General features: G+C 67.1%; 22 protein-coding genes. 10 read left to right on the forward strand and 12 right to left on the reverse strand.

Translation table 11 applies throughout. The features are described from left to right. Window positions 1-152 precede the first annotated feature (152 nt). The 7 genes from AC5P60_RS07685 to AC5P60_RS07715 form a co-directional block, all read right to left on the reverse strand. Complete coding sequence (locus AC5P60_RS07685) at window positions 153-1,583, reverse strand: replicative DNA helicase (protein ID WP_005410278.1); 1,431 nt, start codon at window positions 1,581-1,583, stop codon at window positions 153-155. 317 nt (window positions 1,584-1,900) lie between these two features. Further along, window positions 1,901-2,461 carry an NADPH-dependent FMN reductase gene (locus AC5P60_RS07690; protein ID WP_024956652.1) on the reverse strand — a complete coding sequence of 187 codons (561 nt, stop codon included), beginning with the start codon at window positions 2,459-2,461 and terminating at the stop codon, window positions 1,901-1,903. Window positions 2,462-2,527: 66 nt separating this feature from the next. Then, window positions 2,528-4,471 carry an asparagine synthase (glutamine-hydrolyzing) gene (gene asnB, locus AC5P60_RS07695; protein ID WP_024956651.1) on the reverse strand — a complete coding sequence of 648 codons (1,944 nt, stop codon included), beginning with the start codon at window positions 4,469-4,471 and terminating at the stop codon, window positions 2,528-2,530. Window positions 4,472-4,474: 3 nt separating this feature from the next. Then, entirely contained in the window at window positions 4,475-6,754 is a 2,280-nt protein-coding gene (locus AC5P60_RS07700; protein ID WP_483693340.1) for a transketolase C-terminal domain-containing protein, read from the reverse strand. Window positions 6,755-6,816: 62 nt separating this feature from the next. Continuing rightward, on the reverse strand, window positions 6,817-7,473 hold the full coding sequence (locus AC5P60_RS07705) for a glutathione S-transferase family protein (RefSeq protein ID WP_005410282.1): 657 nt from the start codon (window positions 7,471-7,473) through the stop codon (window positions 6,817-6,819). A 176-nt stretch (window positions 7,474-7,649) separates the two neighbouring features. Beyond that, window positions 7,650-8,192, reverse strand: coding sequence for a GNAT family N-acetyltransferase (locus tag AC5P60_RS07710; protein WP_495201721.1), 543 nt, complete (start codon window positions 8,190-8,192; stop codon window positions 7,650-7,652). Window positions 8,193-8,315: 123 nt separating this feature from the next. After that, a complete protein-coding gene (locus AC5P60_RS07715) occupies window positions 8,316-9,158 on the reverse strand; it encodes a glycine zipper 2TM domain-containing protein (protein ID WP_049452171.1) in 843 nt (280 codons plus the stop codon). Between the two features lie 163 nt (window positions 9,159-9,321). On the opposite strand from AC5P60_RS07715, the gene AC5P60_RS07720 reads away from it, so the two are divergent. Together AC5P60_RS07720 and AC5P60_RS07725 are read left to right on the forward strand one after the other, a co-directional pair. Beyond that, entirely contained in the window at window positions 9,322-9,540 is a 219-nt protein-coding gene (locus tag AC5P60_RS07720; protein ID WP_288418792.1) for a DUF6116 family protein, read from the forward strand. Further along, window positions 9,537-10,310, forward strand: coding sequence for a TatD family hydrolase (locus tag AC5P60_RS07725; protein WP_080353398.1), 774 nt, complete (start codon window positions 9,537-9,539; stop codon window positions 10,308-10,310). Before AC5P60_RS07720 ends, AC5P60_RS07725 begins: the two co-directional genes overlap by 4 nt. 34 nt (window positions 10,311-10,344) lie before the next feature. Here the strand turns inward: AC5P60_RS07725 and AC5P60_RS07730 are convergent, their stop codons facing one another. Then, complete coding sequence (locus AC5P60_RS07730; protein ID WP_322534832.1) at window positions 10,345-11,169, reverse strand: tRNA threonylcarbamoyladenosine dehydratase; 825 nt, start codon at window positions 11,167-11,169, stop codon at window positions 10,345-10,347. Between the two features lie 80 nt (window positions 11,170-11,249). Between AC5P60_RS07730 and AC5P60_RS07735 the strand changes: the two genes are divergently transcribed. Together AC5P60_RS07735 and AC5P60_RS07740 are read left to right on the forward strand one after the other, a co-directional pair. Beyond that, window positions 11,250-11,684, forward strand: coding sequence for a hypothetical protein (locus AC5P60_RS07735; protein WP_483693338.1), 435 nt, complete (start codon window positions 11,250-11,252; stop codon window positions 11,682-11,684). A 136-nt stretch (window positions 11,685-11,820) separates the two neighbouring features. Further along, window positions 11,821-12,315, forward strand: coding sequence for a glycine zipper 2TM domain-containing protein (locus AC5P60_RS07740; protein WP_005410289.1), 495 nt, complete (start codon window positions 11,821-11,823; stop codon window positions 12,313-12,315). A 73-nt stretch (window positions 12,316-12,388) separates the two neighbouring features. Here AC5P60_RS07740 and AC5P60_RS07745 read toward each other — a convergent pair whose 3' ends face one another. Further along, window positions 12,389-12,598, reverse strand: coding sequence for a cold-shock protein (locus AC5P60_RS07745; RefSeq protein ID WP_005410290.1), 210 nt, complete (start codon window positions 12,596-12,598; stop codon window positions 12,389-12,391). A 236-nt stretch (window positions 12,599-12,834) separates the two neighbouring features. Here AC5P60_RS07745 and AC5P60_RS07750 point away from each other — a divergent pair, with 236 nt between their 5' ends. The 3 genes from AC5P60_RS07750 to arsC all read left to right on the forward strand — a co-directional run bounded on the left by AC5P60_RS07750 (window position 12,835) and on the right by arsC (window position 14,936). After that, window positions 12,835-13,320: a DUF456 domain-containing protein gene (locus tag AC5P60_RS07750; RefSeq protein ID WP_033835435.1), complete on the forward strand. Its 486-nt coding sequence runs from the start codon at window positions 12,835-12,837 to the stop codon at window positions 13,318-13,320. 120 nt (window positions 13,321-13,440) lie between these two features. Further along, window positions 13,441-14,595: a phospholipase A gene (locus tag AC5P60_RS07755; RefSeq protein ID WP_483693337.1), complete on the forward strand. Its 1,155-nt coding sequence runs from the start codon at window positions 13,441-13,443 to the stop codon at window positions 14,593-14,595. Beyond that, entirely contained in the window at window positions 14,595-14,936 is a 342-nt protein-coding gene (gene arsC / locus AC5P60_RS07760; protein ID WP_049402266.1) for an arsenate reductase (glutaredoxin), read from the forward strand. Before AC5P60_RS07755 ends, arsC begins: the two co-directional genes overlap by 1 nt. A gap of 183 nt (window positions 14,937-15,119) precedes the next feature. Here arsC and AC5P60_RS07765 read toward each other — a convergent pair whose 3' ends face one another. The 3 genes from AC5P60_RS07765 to AC5P60_RS07775 all read right to left on the reverse strand — a co-directional run bounded on the left by AC5P60_RS07765 (window position 15,120) and on the right by AC5P60_RS07775 (window position 17,796). Then, a complete protein-coding gene (locus AC5P60_RS07765) occupies window positions 15,120-15,755 on the reverse strand; it encodes a glutathione S-transferase family protein (protein WP_164208606.1) in 636 nt (211 codons plus the stop codon). Between the two features lie 58 nt (window positions 15,756-15,813). After that, on the reverse strand, window positions 15,814-16,152 hold the full coding sequence (locus AC5P60_RS07770) for a hypothetical protein (protein ID WP_005410295.1): 339 nt from the start codon (window positions 16,150-16,152) through the stop codon (window positions 15,814-15,816). A gap of 126 nt (window positions 16,153-16,278) precedes the next feature. Next, a complete protein-coding gene (locus tag AC5P60_RS07775; protein ID WP_033832916.1) occupies window positions 16,279-17,796 on the reverse strand; it encodes a fumarate hydratase in 1,518 nt (505 codons plus the stop codon). 146 nt (window positions 17,797-17,942) lie between these two features. Here AC5P60_RS07775 and AC5P60_RS07780 point away from each other — a divergent pair, with 146 nt between their 5' ends. From AC5P60_RS07780 to AC5P60_RS07790, 3 genes are all read left to right on the forward strand, one after another. Continuing rightward, window positions 17,943-18,839 carry an RNA polymerase sigma-70 factor gene (locus tag AC5P60_RS07780; protein WP_033832917.1) on the forward strand — a complete coding sequence of 299 codons (897 nt, stop codon included), beginning with the start codon at window positions 17,943-17,945 and terminating at the stop codon, window positions 18,837-18,839. Window positions 18,840-18,875: 36 nt separating this feature from the next. Further along, window positions 18,876-19,328 carry a carboxymuconolactone decarboxylase family protein gene (locus tag AC5P60_RS07785; protein WP_033832918.1) on the forward strand — a complete coding sequence of 151 codons (453 nt, stop codon included), beginning with the start codon at window positions 18,876-18,878 and terminating at the stop codon, window positions 19,326-19,328. A 188-nt stretch (window positions 19,329-19,516) separates the two neighbouring features. Next, window positions 19,517-21,388 carry an ABC transporter ATP-binding protein gene (locus AC5P60_RS07790; protein ID WP_049402269.1) on the forward strand — a complete coding sequence of 624 codons (1,872 nt, stop codon included), beginning with the start codon at window positions 19,517-19,519 and terminating at the stop codon, window positions 21,386-21,388. Window positions 21,389-21,405: the final 17 nt, after the last annotated feature.

Genomic DNA, 21,405 nt, shown 5'->3' on the forward strand with positions numbered 1-21,405 from the left:
GCTGGACGCCGAAGGGCGGCGTCGAAGAGCAGCAGCGGCGGAATCGTAGAAGCCTCGCGTTACATGTCATTTACACGCCACGTACGGAAGATTGGCGTTCTGAATGGTTTGCAAGCCGTGGGGTGGTTGCCGGCCAGCGGCCGGCACTACGGTTATTCGAATGAGCCGACCGAGTCGTGGGCCAGGTTGTCGAAGCGGGTGTACTCACCGAAGAACTTCAGCTTGCACGATCCGGTCGGGCCACCACGGTGCTTGCCGATGATGATTTCGGCCAGGCCCTTGTCCGGCGAATTTTCCTTGTTGTAGTAATCGTCGCGGTAGATGAACACGATCATGTCCGCGTCCTGCTCGATTGCGCCCGATTCGCGAAGGTCGGCCATCACCGGGCGCTTGTCGGTACGTGTTTCCAGCGAGCGGTTGAGCTGCGACAGCGCGATCACCGGCACGTGCAGTTCCTTGGCCAGGCCCTTCAGCGAACGCGAGATCTCCGAGATTTCGGTGGCGCGGTTTTCACTGTTGCCCGGCACGCTCATCAGCTGCAGGTAGTCGATCACCACCAGGCCCAGGTCGTGCTCGCGCTTGAGGCGGCGGCACTTGGAACGCAGCACTTCCGGCGACACGCCCGGCGTATCGTCGATGAAGATCTTGGTTTCCTTCAGCATCTTGATCGCGCTGGTGACACGGCTCCAGTCTTCATCTTCCAGCTGGCCGGTACGCAGGCGCTGCGCGTTGATGCGGCCGTTGGAGGAGATCAGGCGCATCGCCAGCTGCGAGGCCGACATTTCCATCGAGAACACCGCCACGCCCTTCTTCGACTTGATCGCCGCGTACTCGGCGATGTTCAGTGCAAAAGTCGTCTTGCCCATGGCCGGGCGCGCGGCGAGGATGATCAGGTCGGTCGGCTGCAGGCCGGCAGTCATCGCATCGAAGTCGTTGTAGCCGGTCGGCAGGCCGGTGATGTTGCCGCCGTTCTCGAAGCGGTTGCGCAGTTCCTCGAAGGCATCCTTCAGCGCGCCAGGCATCGCCACGAAGTCGGTACGGCCGCGTGCACCCTGTTCAGCGATGGCGAACACGCTCTTCTCCGCAGAGGCCAGCAGCTCACTGCTGTCACGGCCCTCAGGCTGGAAGCCATCGTTGACGATGTCGGTGCCGACCTGGATCAGCTGCCGCAGCACGGCCTTGTCACGCACGATCTCGGCATAGGCCACGATGTTGGCCGCCGACGGCGTGGTGCTCGCCAGCTCGATCAGGTAGGCACCATCGCCCACCAGTTCCAGCTTGCCCTGTGATTCGAACCACTCGCCCAGGGTCACCGCGTCGAACGGCCGCTCGCGCTCGGACAGCTCACGGATCGCGCGGTAGATCATCTGGTGATCGCGGCGGTAGAAATCGCCCTCGGTCAGCTGGTCGTTGACCCGGTCGTAGGCCTCCGGCGCCAGCATCAGGCCACCCAGCACCGCCTGCTCGGCTTCCACCGAATGCGGCGGAACGCGCAACTGGTCGATACGCGATTCATCGCGATCACGATCAAAGCCATCACCGCGCTCTCTGCGGTTGGAACGGAAGCCGGAACGAGCGGACATGCTGCGGTGTTTCCTGCAAAAGTGGGCCGGACGAGTGTAGGCATGCGCCGACCCCGGCAGCCATGGACAAGCCTGTGGATAAGCCGTGGAGAAACGGGGGATATCCGCCAGTGCCTGGCCACTCTGGCGCGGGGGCGTCGCAGTGCCTGCGACGGGCGCCGTTGCGGCGCCCGGGTGGGTCATTATCGCAGATCAGGCGGCCAGGGTCGGATTCCGTGCAGCGCAAGGGCTCCGATGCTCAGCGGAACGTGGGGCCAGGGCCCGCCGCTGCGCGCCGGGATCCGATCCGCGGCCTGGCTGCTGCTACCCCATCGGTCTCAGTCGCCCTTCACATGCACCGCGATCAGTGCCAGGAACCGGTCCACGTAGCCCTGCAGGAATTTCTGCGTGCCCTCGTTGTGGATCGTGCCGTCGGCGTCGATCAGGCCGTCCTTGAAATGGATGAACGCCTCGGGCTGGCCGAGCACGTGCATGTCCAGGAAGGCCAGGCTGTTGCGCAGGTGCTGCTGGGCCACGGCGGTGCCGATCTGGCCGATGGAGGCGCCGATCACCGCCGCCGGCTTGCCGGCAAACGCACTGTCACCGTAGGGGCGCGAGCCGACGTCGATGGCGTTCTTCAGCACGCCCGGCACCGACCGGTTGTATTCGGGGGTCACGAACAGCACCGCGTCGGCGGCGCGCACCTGATCCTTCAGCCGGGTGCCCTGAGGCGGGTACTGGCCATCGAAATCCTGGTCGTACAGCGGTAGATCACCAATCTGCACGTACTGGAAGCGCGCGCGGTCGCCAGCGATCTTCTCCAGCGCATGGGCCAGCTTGCGGTTGCAGGAATCCTTGCGCAGGCTGCCGACGAACACAGCGATGGTGGGGACGGACATAGGGACATACTCCTCACGGTGCGGGAGGCCCAGCCTAGACGCCGGGCCCGTGCCGTCCGGTGAAGATCAGCCCCCGGTCACGCGGGCCCGCACCTGCCGCCAATGCGCCTGCCAGGCCTGGAACATCAGCACGTTCCACAGGTGGGTATGCCACTTGCGCTGGCCGCCCAGGAACTGCTGCCACAGCGGCTGCACCGCCGCCGCCGACAGCACGCCTTCGCGCTCCAGGCGCGCCGGCTGCAACAGATCCTCGGCCCACGGCCGCAGGTCGCCCTTCAGCCAGTCGCTGACCGGCGCGCCGAACCCGCGCTTGGGCCGGTGCACCATCGACTGCGGCACGTAGCGGCCAAGCACGCGCTTGAGCAGCACCTTGCTGGTGGTTTCGCTGCGCTTGAAGCCCAGCGGCAGCGACCAGGCGAACTCGGCCACGCGCCAGTCCAGCAGCGGCGCACGTGCCTCCAGGCTGACCGCCATCGAGGTGCGGTCGACCTTGCAGAGCAGGTCATCCGGCAGGTAGGTCACGTAATCGGCCAGCATCATCGCGTCGGCCGGCGTGCCGGCACCGTGCAGCGGATCGGCCAGGTCGTAGAAGCTGCCGGCGGCCTGTGCGCCGGGCACTGCCGCGGCGGGGTCGCGCCAGCGCGAGATGCGGTTGCGGTACACGTCGCCAATGCCTCGCGCGCCGGACTCGGCCAACAGCGCGGCCAGTCCGCCGGTCCGCGAGGCCTCGCCCTGGTGCTGCGCGCGCGCGCCCATCCAGCGTCGCAGCGGGCCCGGCACGCGGCCCAGCATCTGCCAGTTGCGCAGCGCGCGCACGTAGCGGGTATAGCCGAAGAACAGCTCATCACCGCCGTCGCCAGACAACGCCACGGTCACGCCCTGCCGCGCCAGCCGGGCGACCAGCGCGGTCGGCACCTGCGAGGCATCGGCAAAGGGTTCGTCGAACATTGCCGGCAGCTGCGGCACGACCGCCAGTGCATCCGCGCCGCTGACGTAGAGCTCGGTGTGGTCGCAGCCCAGATGCGTGGCCAGTTCCCTGGCCAGCGGTGCCTCGTCGTGGCCCGAATCGGTGAAGCCGATGCTGAAGCTGTGCACCGGCTGCCCGCTCTGCGCCTGCATCAGCGCCGCCACCAGCGACGAATCGGTACCGCCGGACAGGAACACGCCCACCGGCACGTCGGCCACCATGCGCAGCGCCACCGCGTCGCGCAGCAGCCCGTCCAGCTGCTCCTCTGCTTCCTCGATGCGGCCCTGGAACGGCGCAGCCAGTGCCGCCTGCATGCGTGCACGCGCATCCCAGTACGGGCGCTGCGCCTGCTCCGGGCGATGCGCCGATGCACCCGCCGCCACGGCTTCGGCGTCCAGGCGCAGCATGCGGCCGGGCATCAGCTTGTAGCAGCGCTGGTGGATGCTGTGCGGGGCCGGAATGTAATCCAACCGCAGCAACAGGGTCAGCGCGTCGCGGTCGATGTCGTTGTCGAACGCCGGGTGCTGCCACAGCGCTTTCAGTTCGGAACCGAACACCAGGGTGTCACCGGCCCAGCCGTAGTACAGCGGCTTCTTGCCAACGCGGTCGCGTGCCAGCCACAGGCACTGCGCCTGGCGGTCCCACAGCGCGATGGCGAACATGCCGTTGCAACGCTGCAGGGTTTCTTCCATGCCCCACTGCAGGATCGCCGCGAGCAGCACTTCGGTGTCGGAATGGCCACGGAAAGCATGCCCCAGCGGCTCCAGTTCGGCACGCAGGGCGGCGAAGTTGTAGACCTCGCCGTTATAGGCCATCACGTAGCGGCCATCGGACGAGGCCATCGGCTGGTGGCCCAGCGGCGACAGATCGAGAATGCTCAGCCGACGGTGCGCCAGCGCGATGCCTGCCCCGGCATCGACCCAGCTGCCGCCATCATCCGGCCCGCGGTGGTGCAGCGCCTCGCCCATGGCCAGGACCTGCGCCTGCAGCACCTCGGCCGACGCCACCGGCGCCGGCAACAACATTCCCGCCAATCCACACATGCATCAAGGTTCCTGCGCCAGTTCAAGGGCGGCGCCAATCACCGCATTGTCGCTTGGAAGCCCGAACATTGCTGCCCCTGCCAGCGGGGTATAGGTATCGGCGCCGCAGACCCGGCGCAGCGGCAGGTGGCCGAAACCGGCCTCGACCAGTGCGGTGACCACACCCTCGCCCACCCCTCCACTGTGGCGGCCCTCGTCCAGCACCAGCACGCGCCGTGCGCTGGCGGCCTGGCTGGCGATGAAGCCGGCATCCAGCGGCACCAGCCAGCGCAGGTCGACCACCCGTACCTGCCAGCCCAGTTGCTGTTCGATGGCCCGCGCTGCGCGCAGCGCCATCGGCACGCCATTGCCGTAGGTGTAGACCACCAGGTCGCCAGCCTCCGGCCCGTAAACACGGCCTTCGCCCGGCACCAGTGCCCGGCCCTGGGCCGGGTAGTCGAACAGCCACTGGCCATCGCCCGGCTCATGCAGGTCCTTGCTCATGTACAGCGCGATCGGCTCCAGGAACACCGCCACGCGCCCATCCACCCGGGCCAGCGCCGCCAGCGTGCGCAGCATCATCACCGCGTCGTCGCCGCGCGATGGGCAGCCGACCACCAGCCCGGGGATGTCGCGCAGGGCGGTGACCGAGTTGTCGTTGTGGAAATGGCCGCCGAAACCCTTCTGGTAGCCCAGCCCGGCCACCCGCACCAGCATCGGGTTGCGGTACTGGTCGTTGGAGAAGAACTGCAGCGAACAGGCTTCGCCACGCAGCTGGTCGATGGCGTTGTGCAGGTAGGCCAGGTACTGGATCTCCGGGATCGGCAGCATGCCCATGTTGGCCAGGCCCTGCGCCATGCCCAGGATCATGGTCTCGTCCAGCAGGGTGTTGAACACCCGGCGCGGCCCGAAGCGGCGCAGCAGATCCTTGGTGACGGTGTAGACACCGCCCTTCTGCGCCACGTCCTCGCCGAACAGCAGGCTCTGCGGATACTTGGCCAGCAGCTCCTGCAGACCATGATTGATCTGGATTGCGAGATGCCGCGGCGCCTGTCGTTCCGGCAATGCCTCGGCACCGCCATAGAGTGCCCCGCGTGCTTCGGCAGCGACCTCGCGCTGCGCTTCGGCCTGCACCGCTGCAGGGGTGTACGGTGCCAGCGGCGCCATCACCTCCCGCAGCGACTCCAGCTTCGCACTGCCTTCGGCATCGGCGGCAGCGGCCATGCAGCGCGCGCGCATCGTTTCGTAGGCCACTTCGATGGCGGCCGCATCCATCCAGCCTGATTCCAGCGCGATCTGCGCCGAGCGCAGCAGCGGATCCTGCGCCTCGGCCGCGCACAGCTCCGGCAGCGCGCGCCATTCCACTTCAAAGTCGGTGCCGGCATGGCCCATCAGGCGCGTGGTGCGCAGATGCAGGAAGGTCGGCCGCCGCGTGCGCCGGCAGTGTTCCACCGCCGCCTGCACCTGGGCGTGCCCGGTGGCCAGGTCGAGGCCATCGGCAAAGAAATAGTCCAGCCCCGGCTGGTGGCTGAAGCGCTCGGCGATCCAGCCATCGGGGGTCTTCACCGAGATGCCCAGGCCGTTGTCCTCGCAGACGAACAGGATCGGCGCCGGCAGTTTCTGGTAGGCCGACCACATCGCGGTATTGAAGGCGGTCTGCGCGGTGGCGTGGTTGGCCGACGCATCGCCGAACGAGCACAGCACGATGCTGTCGGTGGGAATGGGCAGCGCCTGCCCCAGCCGCTTGCCACTCTCGATGGCCAGCGCGGTACCCAGCGCCTTGGGCAGGTGCGACGCAATCGTCGAGGTCTGCGGCAGCACCCACAATGGCTTGGTGCCCCACACCTTGTGGCGGCCACCGCTGGCCGGATCATCCGCGCTGGCGGCGAAGGACAGTGCCGCATCGCGCAGCGGGTCGATGCCCGGCACCTGCCGCGAACGCTCGGCCATGAAGGCGCCGGAACGATAGTGCAGGAAGGCAGGATCGGTGTACCGGCAGGCCCGCGCCAGCAGCGCGTTGCCTTCATGGCCGGACGAACCAATGGTGTAGAAGACCTTGTTCTGCACGCGCAGCACGCGCGCCATCAGGTCCAGCTGGCGGCTGGCCAGCTGCGAGTCGAACAGTTCATCGAAGGCGGCAGCGGTGAGCGTACTGCCCGGCAGGATCGGAGCATCTGCCGCGGGTCGCGGGCGCGGCGTCCCGCGCCACCCGCGCACCGCCTCAAGGAAATTGACGTCGCACACCTCGGCGCGGTTGAGCCCCCGCATGCGCGCGGGAATCGGATCCGGAACCACAGCGAACATCGAACACCCTCCGTGTCGTTGTTGCGTTCCGCCCGGCAATACCGGGCGCTACCCTGTGGGCATCAAGCCGCCTCGAAGCGCGAGCGCACCTCGGCGGTCACCGCCGGCATCGGCAGGAAGCGCGGCTGCGCACGCACCCGCTGCAGCCAGGCGCGAACTTCCGGGAACGGCTCCAGGCTGATGCCGCCCTCGCCCGCCACATCGGTATAGGCAAACAGGGCGATATCGGCAATGCCGTATCCGCTGCCGGTGAACCACTGCGCTTCGCGCAGGTGCTGCTCCATCACCGCCAACGCGGTGGCGGCACGCTCGTGCAGGCGTGGCAGTTCGGCACGGCGTGGCGAGTCGGGCGCCGTCCAGCCCCGGATGAAGCGCGCTACCGCCACGCACGGCTCGTGCGTGTACTGCTCGAAGAACATCCAGCTCAACGCCTGCGCACGCTCCCAGCCATCGCTGGGCAGGTAGGGCGTGCCTTCGGCCAGCCAGAACAGGATCGCGTTGGATTCGGTCAGCACGCGGCCGTCGTCGCGGACGATCAGCGGCACCTTGGCATTCGGGTTGAGCGCCAGGAATTCGGGCGTGTGGGTCTGACCATGGGCACTGTCCACTTCCACCCAGCGGTAACGGCTGCCGAGCTGCTCAAGCAGCAGCCGGACCTTGTGGCAATTGCCCGAGACCGACATGCCATGCACCGTCAGCGGGACGCGCTCTTCCACCATTGCCTGCTCCATCGGATCCGGCCGGCGGCCGGCTGCGTGCAGTCTGGCAAGTGCGCCAGGGAATGCCAAGCGCGGATGCAGCATGGCACCCCGGTAGTGCCGGCCGCTGGCCGGCAATCGCACGAATCCTGCTGCAGCGAGGTTGCCGGCCAGCGCCCGGCACTACCGGGTCACGTTCAGCGCGCACGCTGCCGCCACTGTTCGCGCGACTGGCCCCAGATCTGCATCGGTTTGTCGTTGTACGGCGGCGGCAGTTCGCCCATCCGCAGCAACGTGCTGCCCAGCTTGCGCGCGACCGCCCGCGAGTTGTCATTGTTCTCGGCGATGGTATCGATCACCTCGTGCCAACCCAGCGTGTCGAAGGCCCAGTCGATCGCCGCGACCGCCGCTTCCGGCGCATAGCCCCGGCCCCAGCTGGCGCGGCGGATGCCCCAGCCGACCTCGGTACCCGGCCAGTCCTGCGGTTGCCAGGGGCCCATCCGCCCGATCCAGTCCCCGCTGGATTTTTCGATCACGCTGAACATCGAGAAGCCGAACAGCTGCCAGGCGCCAGCCAGGCTGCAGAAGCCGCGCCAGGCTACCGAAGGCGGCTGCACGCCACCGAGGGTGCGCATCGTTTCCTCGTCGGCGCAGAACGCCAGATAGGGTTCGTAGTCCTCGCGCAGCAGCGGACGCAGGATCAGGCGCTCGGTTTCCAGGCGCAGGTCGAAGATGCTCATGCCGACTCCATGTCGAAGGGGCCACCATGATGGTGGATTCCGCCTCCACACGGATGAATGCCCGCGCTCACAACGAAACGGGCCGGCATGCGCCGGCCCGTCGGGTACAGCACGTATTCTGGATTACTGGCGCGTGGCCGCAGTGGCGCTGGCAGCAGCGGTCTGCGTGACCAGCTGGCCATCGACCACCGGCAGGCGATCGCTGGCCGGCTTGTTGTCCATGCGCACGGTCTTCTCGGCGCCGTCGTAGCGGTAGGTCACGTTGTAGCCCTTCACCACGTCATTGGTGCCCATGGCGATGCGGTTGCCCGGCTTGCTGGCCATGCGCATGGTGCCGGTGGTGCCGTCCTCGTTGCGGTAGGTCACGTTGTAGCCGGTAACACGGCTCGACTCGGAGGTGGCGGTCTCGGTGTGGCACTGGCGCTCGGTACGGTTGACCACGCGGCCACCCACGTGGCGCTTGTCGATCTGGTTGCCGATGAAGCCACCGGCCACGGCACCGGCTGCGGTCGCGGCCTTCTTGCCGTTGCCACCGCCGACCTGGTTGCCGAGCAGGCCGCCGACCACCGCGCCGACCACGGTGCCGCCGACGTTGCCGTCACGCTCCGGCAAGCGCTCCTGCACGGTCACGTCCTGGCAGACCTCGTGCGGGGTCTGGGTGGTGGAGGTCTCGCGCACGGGATCGGTGCCGATCACGGTGGCGTAGGCCTTCTGCTTCTCGGTGATCGGGTCGACCTTCAGCACGTCGGCGTATTCCAGCCCGCGCGGTGCAGACGGGTCGAGCTTGTCACCACGCGCGCCATCGTCAACGGCATTGCCGTCAACCAGCCGCGATTCACCGTTGGGGGTTCCGGCGCTGATGGAATCAGGCGACTTGTCGCCGCTCTTCATGAAGGCGGCGGTGGCGATGCCACCGACCAGCAGCGCGCCCGCTGCGACCAGGACAGTTGTAGTTGTGCTTTTCATGACCTGCTCCTTGCGGACCATCCGCAACGTTCTCGGCCCAGATTGCAGCATGCACTGCCTGAACGGAATCTCCACATTTCCTGCTCATTCCTGTAACCCATTCAGCATCGGGAAATGCTGGGCCCGTGGTAGCGTTTGCATATTCCCCACGAGGATCCACGCCATGGCCAACCCGATGCTGCTGCCGGTACTGCAATGGGCCCGCCGGCTGCGCTACCCCACCCTGTTCAAGCTGACCGCCGGCCTGTTCGTGCTGACCCTGTTCATTCCCGACCCGATTCCGTTCGTCGACGAGCTGGTACTGGGCTTCGGCACCCTGCTGCTGGCCAACTGGAAGAGCCGCAATACAGTCCAGGCCCCGCCGCCGCTGGAACAGCGTTGATCCCGCTGGTCGACAGCCACTGCCATCTGGATGCCAGTGAATTCGATGCTGACCGCACGGCGGTGATCGAGCGCGCAGGCGCCGCGGGCGTGCGCGAGCAGGTGGTACCGGCCGTCACGGCCGCCAGCTGGCCGAAGCTGCGCGAGGTCTGCCGGCAGGCACCGGGGCTGTACCCGGCCTACGGCCTGCATCCGATGTTCCTGGCCGAGCACCGGCCCGACCATCTGCCGCTGCTGCGCGAATGGATCGTTCGCGAACGCCCGTGCGCGATCGGCGAATGCGGGCTGGACTTCTTCGTCGAGGGACTGGATGCAGAGGCGCAACAGGCGTACTTCATCGGCCAGCTGCAACTGGCCCGCGAGTTCGAGCTGCCGGTGATCGTGCATGCGCGACGCGCGGTGGATGCGGTCATTGCCGCGATCCGTCGCGTCGGCGGCCTGCGCGGCGTGGTGCACAGCTTTTCCGGCAGCCCGGAACAGGCCGCGCAACTGCACCGGCAAGGCTTCCTGCTCGGTCTCGGTGGTCCGCTGACCTACGATCGCGCGCAACGGCTGCAGCGCCTGGTGCGCGGGATGCCGCTGGAACAGCTGCTGCTGGAGACCGACGCGCCCGACCAGCCTGACGCCGGCATCCGCGGCCAGCGCAACGAACCAGCGCGACTGGCAGTCATCGCCCGCCATGTGGCTGCACTGCGCGGGATGGAGCTGGACGCGGTGGCCCAGGCCACGACGGAGAATGCGCGGCGCCTGTTCGCGCTGCCAGCAATGTAACGGGTAGGTGCCGGCCGCTGGCCGGCACGATCCATCACCCCTCGCTGGACTCGACCACTTCGGCCTTCACCTTCTTCGGCTCCAGCAGCAATTCAAGCGCCTTGCCGACCGCCGCGAAGGCGAAGGCACCGGTGATGTGGGTTGCCGCACCGAGGCCTGCGCCACAGTCCAGTTTCAATGCAGCATCCGCACCGAGGTTCGGGCGTATGCCGCAGACGCTGCCATCGGCCTGCGGATACTTCACGTTTTCCAGCGAGTACACCGCCGGTACGCCAAAATAGCGCTTGGCATTCTTCGGGAAATTGAACTCGCTGCGCAGCTTCTTGCGGATCAGCGCCAGCATGGCGTCGTGCTCGGTGCGCGAGACATCGCGGATGCGCACCAGGGTCGGATCGGTGCGACCACCGGCAGCCCCCACGGTCAGCAGCGGCAGCTTGCGGCGGCGGCACCAGGCGATCGTCTCGACCTTCACCCGGAAGCTGTCGCAGGCATCGATCACCAGGTCGAAGCCACGGTCCAGCAACTCGGCCATGTTCGACACGGTCAGGAATGCCTGCACGGCATCGACCTCGATGTCCGGATTGATCGCACGGCAACGCTCGGCCATCGCCTCGGCCTTGTTGCGTCCGTAGTTGCCTTCCATCGCCGGCAGCTGCCGGTTGGTGTTGGACACGCAGATGTCATCGGCGTCGATCAGGGTCAGGTGGCCGACCGCCGAACGCGCCAGCGCTTCCACCACCCACGAGCCGACCCCGCCCATGCCCACCACCGCCACGCGGCTGCCCTGCAGGCGCTCGAGCGCACCTACGCCATACAGCCGTTCGATGCCGGCGAAGCGTTGTTTGACCTGTTCGTTCATGCGGCTATTTTAACGTGCAGGCGCCAGTGCCTACAGCGCGCCGGCATCGAACCCACCGTTGCACGCCCGGAGAGCCCGCCATGAACGTCAGCCCGCCCCGCCGCCCGTCCACTGCCCAGCGGTACCTGTTCGTGCTGTGCCTGGGCCTGCTGATCGGCCTGGTCGCCACGGTCATGGTCGGCCGCGCCCTGCAGGCCCGCCGCGACCCGTTCCCGGACAGCCTGATGCAGGTGATGCAGCGGCAATCGCAGCTGCTGCAGCAGGCCCAGCAGCAGAACCGCTGCAGCCTGGCCGACAGCGTGCCGCGGCTGCAGGCCCTGCGCCTTCTGTCCAACGACCTCGACCTGGCCTTTCCCGGGCTGAAGGACAACGGCCGGTTCCAGCAGCACGCCAGCCAGCTGCGCGGCAACCTCAACGCCGCATTGGCGGCTCCGCCCAGTGACTGCACCGCCCTGGCCAAGGTCGTGGAAACCGTGCAGGCCGACTGCCGCGCCTGCCACCAGGACTTCCGCTGACGCGCATTCATCCTGTAGCCGGGCAAGGCACGCCTGGTTGGCACCTTGTTCACGTTCGAAAGGAGAGGATTCGTCCACCCTGCTGCATGACGCAGTACCACCCAACACACCCGCCTTCACGGCCAGGAGACGCTCCATGAAGATCCAGCTCATTGCCGCCAGCGCCATCGCTACCCTCGCCCTGGCTGGCTGTGCCACCTCGCCCGGCTACGGTGGCGGTGGTTACAACAACGGCTACAACAATGGTGGCTACGGCAACAACGGCGGTTACAACCAGGGCCGTTGCGCTGACTGTGGCATCGTCACCCGCATCAACACCGTGCCGTCGGGCCGCACCGCGCCCAGCGCGACCGGCGCCATCCTCGGCGGCATCGTCGGTGCCGTGGCCGGCCATGAGATCTCCGATCACACCGGTGGCAGCCGTGGCAACAAGAACATCGCTGCGGCCGCAGGCGCGGTCGGTGGCGCGCTGGCCGGCAACCAGATCCAGAAGAACGTGACCAGTGATACCTACGACATCAGCGTACGCATGGACGATGGCCGCACCATCGTGGTCAACCAGCGCGACCTCGGCGGCATCCGCGAAAACACCTACGTGCGCGTGGTCAACGGCAAGGTCATCCTGCGCTGACCTGCGCCGGGCCGGCGGCAAAGAAAAAGGCCCGCTTGCGCGGGCCTTTTTCATGTGACGGCTTGCAGCGCGATCAGGTCGGCTGCACGGCGTCGGCCTGCAGGCCCTTCTGGCCCTGCACGACGGTGAAGGTGACCTTCTGGCCTTCCTTCAGGCTCTTGAAGCCCTGGGTCTGGATGGCACGGAAGTGCACGAACACGTCTTCGCCGTTTTCACGGCTGATGAAGCCGAAGCCCTTTGCATCGTTGAACCACTTGACGGTACCGGTCTCGCGATCAGACATCTCACTAACTCCCTGGTGACTCTCTCTTGTTGTTGGAAACGCCTGGTGGGCGGCTGACAAGCAAGGGGGAAGCGAGGTGCATCGATGCAGCGGATCGGGAAGATCTTGCTTCATCAGGCCACGATCCACGGTGACCTTGCCAAGCTCAGCGACTGCAACTTAACCCGCCCAAAACGAAAAAGCAACTGGCAAAATCTTTCACTGTCAACCCCAAAACGGCGACCATACGGGACAGCATGGGACTCTCATTCATCTTATATCTGCTAGCGGTCATTTTTGTCCTTGTCGGCATCGCCGGAATCATCCTGCCGGCCCTGCCCGGCATCCCGCTGGTGTTCATCGGACTGCTGCTGGCGGCCTGGGCGGACGGCTTCACCCACGTCGGCTGGCCGACCCTGGTCGCGCTGGGCGTACTGACCGTCCTCTCGCTGCTGGTGGACGTGCTGGCCACGGTGGTGGGTGCGCAGCGGGTCGGTGCCAGCCGCAAGGCGCTGTGGGGTACGTTCGTCGGCAGCATCGTCGGCCTGTTCTTCATGCCGATCGGCCTCTTTGCAGGCCCCCTGATCGGCGCCCTGGCCGGCGAGTACTGGCACACCCGCGAACTGGGGCGCTCGACCAAGGTAGGCCTGGCCACCTGGCTCGGTATCCTGCTCGGCTTGGCGCTGAAACTGGCCGTGGTGATCGCGATGCTCGGCCTGTTCGCCTTCGCCTGGTTCCTGTAACCCGCACTGCCTTCACGCCGCGCGCACGCGGTGCCCGTGCATAAACCGTGGGGGGCTGGCCGTGAACCGGTGCAGCCGCCACACTGTGCGATTCCCGTATTCACCTAAGGGCCTGCTGCAATGACCCTGTCTCCGCTGCTTCCCCGTCTCGCGCCGCTGGCGCTGGCCCTGGCCAGTGCGCCGCTGGCCGCGCAGGAGTTCGCGCCCAGCGCCGAAGCCTCGCCGGCCGCGTGCGCGGCGATTACCACCGATGCTGCCCGCCTGGCCTGTTATGACCGCCAGTTCGGCCGTACCCCGCAGGCCACTGCCGAGGCCGACGCTGCGGCCGAGGCGGCCGCGCAGGCCCGTCGCGAAGAACGCCAGACTGCACGCGTGAGCCAGGGCGAAGAGAAGCTGCGCGAGCGGGTCAGCGATCTGTTCCGTCCAGCAGCCCCTGACAGCGCACTGGCCAATGCTGGCCGCGGTTCGCTGCTGGACAGCCGCTGGGAACTGGCCGAGGACTCCAAGCTGGGCCCCTTCCAGCTGCGCGCCTACAAGCCGGTGTACCTGCTGCCGGCGTTCTGGACCAGCGATCGCAACACCACGCCGCATTCGCCGAACCCGGCCAACACGGTCACCACGCCGCAGGTGCTGGACAGTGCCGAGCTGAAGTTCCAGATCAGTTTCAAGACCAAGATCGCCGAGAACCTGTTCGGCGACAACGGCGACATCTGGGCCGGCTACACCCAGAGCTCGCGCTGGCAGGCCTACAACGGCGAGGATTCGCGCCCGTTCCGCGAAACCAATTACGAGCCGGAAGTGATGATGGTGTTCCGCAACGGCTACTCGATCGGTGGCTGGCGCGGGCGCATGACCGGCATCGCGCTGAACCACCAATCCAACGGCCGCGCCGACCCGCTTTCGCGCAGCTGGAACCGGGTGATGCTCAACATCGGCCTGGACAGCGAGAACTGGGCGCTGGTGCTGCGCCCCTGGTACCGCATTCCCGAGACCCGCAGCGACGACAACAACCCGGACATCGAGGATTACATGGGCCGCGGTGATGCGACCCTGACCTGGAACCGCAACGGCCACGAAGTCTCGCTGATGGCGCGCCATTCGCTGCGCACCGGCAGCCGCTCGCACGGTGCCCTGCAGCTGGATTACGGCTTCCCGATCAGCAACCTGCTGCGCGGGCATGTGCAGGTGTTCGACGGTTACGGCGAAAGCCTGATCGACTACAACCACAAGGCCACCTACGTGGGCGTGGGCGTGTCGCTGCTGGAGTGGTTCTGATGCCCGTGACGATCTGGCACAACCCGGCCTGCAGCAACTCGCGCGGCGCATTGAAGCTGATACGTGATGCCGGCTTCGAGCCGGTGGTGGTCGACTACCTGGGCAGCCCGCCGGACGTGCCCACGCTGCGCCAGGTGCTGGCCGAATCAGGATTGAGCGCACGTGATCTGGTGCGCAGCAAGGAGGCGCAGTTCGCCGAACTGCGCCTGGAAGGTGCGGACGAGGCCACGCTGCTGGCCGCGATGGCCGAACACCCGCGACTGATCAACCGCCCCGTGGTGCGCACGGACAAGGGCACACGCCTGTGCCGTCCACCGGAAACAGTGCTGGAGATCCTGTAACCCGCACCGCCTCGCCTTGGCCACGGGGCGGCGAAGTCTGTTGGCAAAGTCGACTGTCAGTCGACTTCCTCCCCACCCTTCATATGCCTCCGCGGAAAAGCCCGCACTGCGTGCGATAGTCGACTGACAGTCGACTCTACCCCAGCGCCCTCTTCTACCCGGACGCCCTCCTCCCCGGCTGGCTTACAGCCAGTCGGTGATGCCTTCGCGGCGGTACACCTCGGCGAACGCCGGGCGCGCCTTCATCAACGTGGCGTGCGCCTTCAGTACCGGCCAGGTGTCGGTGGGCCTGGGCATGTTGCGCGACCAGCGCATCAGCATCACCAGCATGTAGTCGACCACGCAGGGCGTGGCGCCCAGCAGGCAGGGGCCATGTGCATGCAGGTGCGCGGCCACATGCTGCCAGGCCGCTTCCAGGCGCTGCCGTGCCATCCCGCGGCTGGCCTCGATGTTCGCCTCGCCCGCCATTTCGTGTGGATAGAACCAGGCTCGATAGGCCGGCTGCAGCGTATTGGCACACCAGAACATCCAGCGGTAGGCATCGGCGCGCTGCGGCGTGCCCAGCGCGGGCAGCAGGTTGGCGTCCGGATGGCGATCAGCCAGGTACAACGCAATGGCCGCCGCTTCGGTCAGTACCAGGCCATCGATCAGCAGTGTCGGCACCACACCGGCCGGATTCAGCGCCAGGTACCCCGCCGACTTGTGCTCGCGCGCGTCGAAATCCAGCAGCACCAGTTCATGCTCGATGCCCAGCTCGATCAGCAGCCAGTGCACCACCAGCGCGGCGGTACTGGTCGAACCATACAGCGTGGTGCTCATGCAGAAGATCCTGTACAGGTGGATCAGCCGATTATGCGCCCGCGCGCACGATCGTTGCTCAGCCGCAGCTGCTCATGCAGGAATCCCGGCGTTCGCCACAGGACATCATCGGCGCGCGCATCGTACAGTCATGCGTCTTCAGTTCGCAGGCATGGCGCAGGTCGGGGTTGTCCACGTCCTTGCAGCGCTTGTCCGGCGCCGGCACCATCCGCTGCTCGCAATTGCTCTGGCGGCTGCCGAGAGAGTCATTCTGCGCCATGCAGCTGCGATAGCCGGCCTGGCACTGCACGCGGCACTGCGCCGATGCAGGGAAATCCGCGCCTTCGTACGACGCTGGGGTGTTGCAGCCGGCCAGCGCCAGCAGCATGCCTACCACGATGAATCGATGCAGGGCCATGGACACGTCCTGTGCGAGGGTGTGCCGACCGTAGCAGAGCAAGGGCTACAGGCGCGTTAATCCTCCCCCCGGATACAACAACGGCGCCACACGGGCGCCGTTGTCTGGACCGAAGCGTGCGGGGAGTTACTCCACCACCACCGGAATCTTGCCGATGCGGGCCTGCCATTCGCGCGGGCCGGTCTTGTGCACCGATTCACCGGTGGAGTCGACTGCCACGGTCACCGGCATGTCCTGCACGGTGAACTCGTAGATCGCCTCCATGCCCAGGTCAGCGAAACCAACCACCTTGGCGGCCTTGATCGCCTTGGACACCAGGTAGGCCGAGCCACCGACGGCCATCAGGTAGGCCGACTTGTGCTTCTTGATCGCCTCGATCGCGGCCGGGCCGCGCTCGGCTTTGCCGACCATGCCCAGCAGGCCGGTCTGTGCCAGCACCTGCTCGGTGAATTTGTCCATGCGGGTGGCGGTGGTCGGGCCGGCCGGGCCCACCACTTCGTCGCGCACCGGATCGACCGGGCCAACGTAGTAGATGAAGCGGCCCTTCAGATCAACCGGCAGTTCCTCGCCCTTGTTGAGCATGTCGACCATGCGCTTGTGCGCGGCATCGCGGCCGGTCAGCAGCTTGCCGTTGAGCAGCAGGGTCTGGCCCGGCTTCCAGCTGGCCACGTCTTCCGGCGTGATCGTGTCCAGGTCCACGCGGGTGCCCTTGGATGCGTCGTAGGTCAGCTTCGGCCAGTCTTCCAGCGACGGCGGGTCCAGCATCACCGGGCCGCTGCCATCGAGGGTGAAGTGCGCATGGCGGGTGGCCGCGCAGTTCGGGATCATCGCCACCGGCAGGTTGGCCGCGTGGGTCGGGTAGTCGTTGATCTTGATGTCGAGCACGGTGGTCAGGCCACCCAGGCCCTGCGCACCGATGCCCAGCGCGTTGACCTTCTCGTACAGCTCCAGGCGCAGCTCTTCGATGCGGTTGGACGCACCACGGGCCTGCAGCTCGGTGATGTCGATCGGCTCCATCAGCGCTTCCTTGGCCAGCAGCATCGCCTTCTCGGCGGTGCCACCGATGCCGATGCCGAGCATGCCCGGCGGGCACCAGCCGGCGCCCATGGTCGGCACGGTCTTCAGCACCCAGTCGACGATCGAGTCGGACGGGTTGAGCATGGCGAACTTGGTCTTCGCTTCCGAACCACCGCCCTTGGCGGCGACGATCACGTCGACCTTGTTGCCCGGCACCACCTTGACGTTGACCACGCCCGGGGTGTTGTCCTTGGTGTTGATGCGCTTGCCGGCCGGATCAGCCAGCACCGAAGCGCGCAGCTTGTTGTCCGGGTGCATGTAGGCACGGCGCACGCCTTCATTGGCCATGTCTTCCACGCCCATGGTGGCGTCGTCCCAGCGCACGTCCATGCCGATTTCCAGGAACACGGTGACGATGCCGGTGTCCTGGCAGATCGGACGGTGGCCTTCGGCGCACATCCGCGAATTGATCAGGATCTGGGCCATCGCTTCCTTCGCGGCCGGCGACTCCTCGCGCTCGTAAGCGGCGGCGAGGTTCTTGATGTAGTCGACCGGGTGGTAGTACGAGATGTACTGCAGCGCGTCGGCGATGGACTGGATGAGGTCTTCCTGCTTGATCGATGTCACGTCTTGCTCGCTTGCTCGAGGCTGGCGGGGGTAATCCGCCCATTTTACCCCCTCCCCCGGCCCCGGGGTGGTAGTGCCGGCCGCTGGCCGGCAAGATTCCCCCGACGCTCTGTCACGCCACGCGCCACTGCGGCGTCCTTGCCCACATGAACGCCGAAACCGCTTTCCAGACCCACCGCCCGCGCCTGATGGCCCTGGCCTACCGCCTGCTTGGCAGCCGCGCCGACGCCGAAGATGTGCTCCAGGATGCCTGGCTGCGCTGGTCCGGCGCCGACCCGGCGGCCGTCCGCGACCCCGAAGCCTGGCTGGTCACCACCACCACCCGGCTCGGCCTGGACCGGCTGCGCGCGGCCAAGCGCGAGCGCGTGCACTACGTCGGCCCATGGCTGGCCGAGCCGCTGGCGGTCACCCTGGAGCCCGACCCGGCGCCCGGCCCGGCGCAGCTGCATGCGCTGGCCGACGACGTCTCGGTCGCCTTCCTGACCCTGCTCGAACAGCTCGGCCCCGAGGAACGCGCCGCGTTCCTGCTGAAGGAGGCCTTTGACCACGACTACCGCGAAATCGCCGAGCTGATCGGCCACAGCGAAGCCAACTGCCGGCAACTGGTACACCGTGCCCGGCAGCGCCTGCACGCCGGACGGCCGCGCTTCAACGCCGATGCCAGCCAGCACCGGCAGCTGCTGGCGCGCTTCATGGACGCCTCGCAGCGCGGCGACAGCGAGGCGATCCAGGCCCTGCTGCACGCCAACGCGCTGCTGGTCTCCGACGGTGGCGGCGTGGTTACCGCCGCGATCCGCCCGCTGCGGGGCGCCGAGCGCATCGGCCGCCTGTTCTGGGCCATCGCCCGCCGCAGCGCGGCGCATCCGGCGCAGCTGGGCTATGTCAACGGCGAACCGGCGATCCTGCGCTTCCACGGCGAGCGCCTGCACTCGGTCACCACCATCGAAGTGGTCGACGGCCGCATCGCCAATGTCTACAGCGTGTTGAATCCGGAAAAGTTGCCGAAGGTTGTCACGCGCGGCGACGCTGCGGCGTCCTGGTAGTGAAAGGCGGCCATCGTGGCCGCCGTGGAGCCCCCGATGTCCAATCACACTTCTCCCCGCGTCCCCTACACCCGCCTGGCCGCCGAGGCCTTCAAGGGCCTGCTGGCCACCAGCCAGGCGGTGCATGACAGCTCGATCGATCCGACCCTGATGGAACTGGTGTTCCTGCGCGTGTCACAGCTCAACGGCTGCGGCTACTGCATGGACATGCACGGCACGGCGCTGCGCAAGGGTGGCATCGAGCCGCGCAAGCTGGACACGCTGCCGGCATGGCACGAGAGCCGCTTCTTCGACGAACGCGAGCGCGCGGTGCTGGGTTGGGCCGAGGCACTGACCCGGCTGACCGACGGCGCGCCGTCGCAGGCGGCGTTCGATGCATTGGCGCCGCACTTCGATGAGAAGGGCATCAGTGACCTGAGCATGGGAATTGCGGTGATCAACGCCTGGAACCGGCTGGGTGCGGGCCTGCTGCCGCCGCTGCCGGCCTGACCCACCCCGCCTTCGACAATTCACTGGAGCTGCTGGTAGGTGTCGACCTTGGTCGACACGGTAGATCCACGCTACGCGTGGATGCGGGAGAGTCAGAGCCCTTTGCCGCGCAAAGGGATCTGACCCCGGCGCCAGCCACACGCCTGCACTGACCCCCTCTGCACGTATCAGGCGCGCACAATACGCGCATGCCTGCCCCCCCCACCGCTGGCGCTGACGCCGCAAAGAAACCCAGCCTGCGCCAGCGCTTCAGGGCGATGCGCAACCTGCCGCCGTTCCTGCGCATGGTCTGGAAGACCAGTCCCGCGCTCACCCTGGCCAGCCTGGGGCTGCGCCTGATCCGCGCGCTGCTGCCGGTGGCGATGCTGTACGTCGGCAAGCTGATCATCGACAGCGCCCTGCACCTGAGCCAGCACGACGCGGGCTTCCCGCCGCTGGGCGAAGCGCTGTCCAGCGGCGTGCTGAATCCGCTGCTGGGCCTGCTGGCGCTGGAATTCGGCCTGGCCATCGCCTCGGACCTGCTCGGCCGGCTGGTCAGCTACGCCGATGCCCTGCTCTCCGAGCTGTTCGCCAACGTCACCAGCATCCGGCTGATGGAACACGCGGCGACGCTGGATCTGGAGGACTTCGAGGACCCGGACCTGCAGGACAAGCTGGACCGTGCGCGGCGCCAGACCATGGGCCGGATGAACCTGATGAGCCAGCTGTTCGGCCAGGTCCAGGACGCGATCACCGTGGCCAGCCTCGCTGTCGGCCTGCTGGTCTACGCGCCGTGGCTGATCCTGCTGCTGGCGCTGGCACTGGTGCCGGCCTTCATCGGCGAATCGCACTTCAACGCGGCCGGCTACAGCCTCAACTTCCAGTGGACGCCCGAGCGCCGCCAGCTCGACTACCTGCGCCAGCTCGGTGCCAGCGTGGAAACGGCCAAGGAAGTGAAGATCTACAACCTGCACCGCTTCCTGGTGGAACGCTACCGGCGGCTGTCGGTGGCGCTGTTCCAGGCCAACCGTGCACTGGCCCGGCGCCGCGCGTTCTGGGGCACGCTGCTGGCCGCGCTGGGCACGCTGGGGTATTACACCGCCTACGCCTACATTGCCTGGCGTACGGTACGCGGCGACTTTTCGATCGGCGACCTGACCTTCCTCGCCGGCAGCTTCCTGCGCCTGCGCCAGCTGCTGGAAGGCCTGCTGATCGGCTTCTCGCAGGTGGCCAGCCAGGCACTGTACCTGGACGACCTGTTCTCGTTCTTCCAGATCGAGCCGGAAATCCACTCGCGCGAAGGTGCGGTGCGCGTGCCGCAGCCGATCCAGCAGGGTTTCGTGTTCGAGAACGTCGGTTTCCGCTATCCCGATGCCGAACAGTGGGCGGTGCGCCACCTCGATTTCCAGCTGCAGGCCGGCGAAGTGCTGGCCCTGGTCGGCGAGAACGGCGCGGGCAAGACCACGCTGGTGAAACTGCTGGCACGGCTGTACGAGCCCGACGAAGGCCGCATCCTGCTCGACGGCCGCGACCTGCGCGACTACGACCTGGACGACCTGCGCGCCAACCTCGGGGTGATCTTCCAGGACTTCGTGCGCTACAACCTCAGCGCCGGCGAGAACATCGGCGTCGGCCAGGTCGAGGCGATGGACGACCAGGCACGCATCGCCGATGCCGCGCGACGAGGCATGGCCGAGGAAGTGATCGACGACCTGCCCGGCGGCTACGACCAGCTGATCGGGCGCCGCTTCAAGCAGGGCGTGGACCTGTCCGGTGGCCAGTGGCAGAAGATCGCCATTGCCCGCGCGTGGATGCGCAATGCGCAGGTGATGATCCTGGATGAGCCAACGGCAGCGCTGGACGCGCGCAGTGAGTTCGAAGTGTTCCAGCGGTTCAGGGAGCTGGCGGATAATCGTACGGCAGTGCTGATTTCCCACCGTTTCTCTTCGGTACGCATGGCCGATCGCATCCTGGTGCTGGCCGATGGCCGCATCGAGGCCAGCGGCACCCATGCGCAGCTGATGGCCCAGGGAGGACGGTACGCCGAGCTGTTCGAGCTGCAGGCGGCGGGTTACCGCTGAGAACGCCTCTCGTTCCG

Source organism: Stenotrophomonas sp. YJH_SMC_120, from assembly GCF_059368675.1.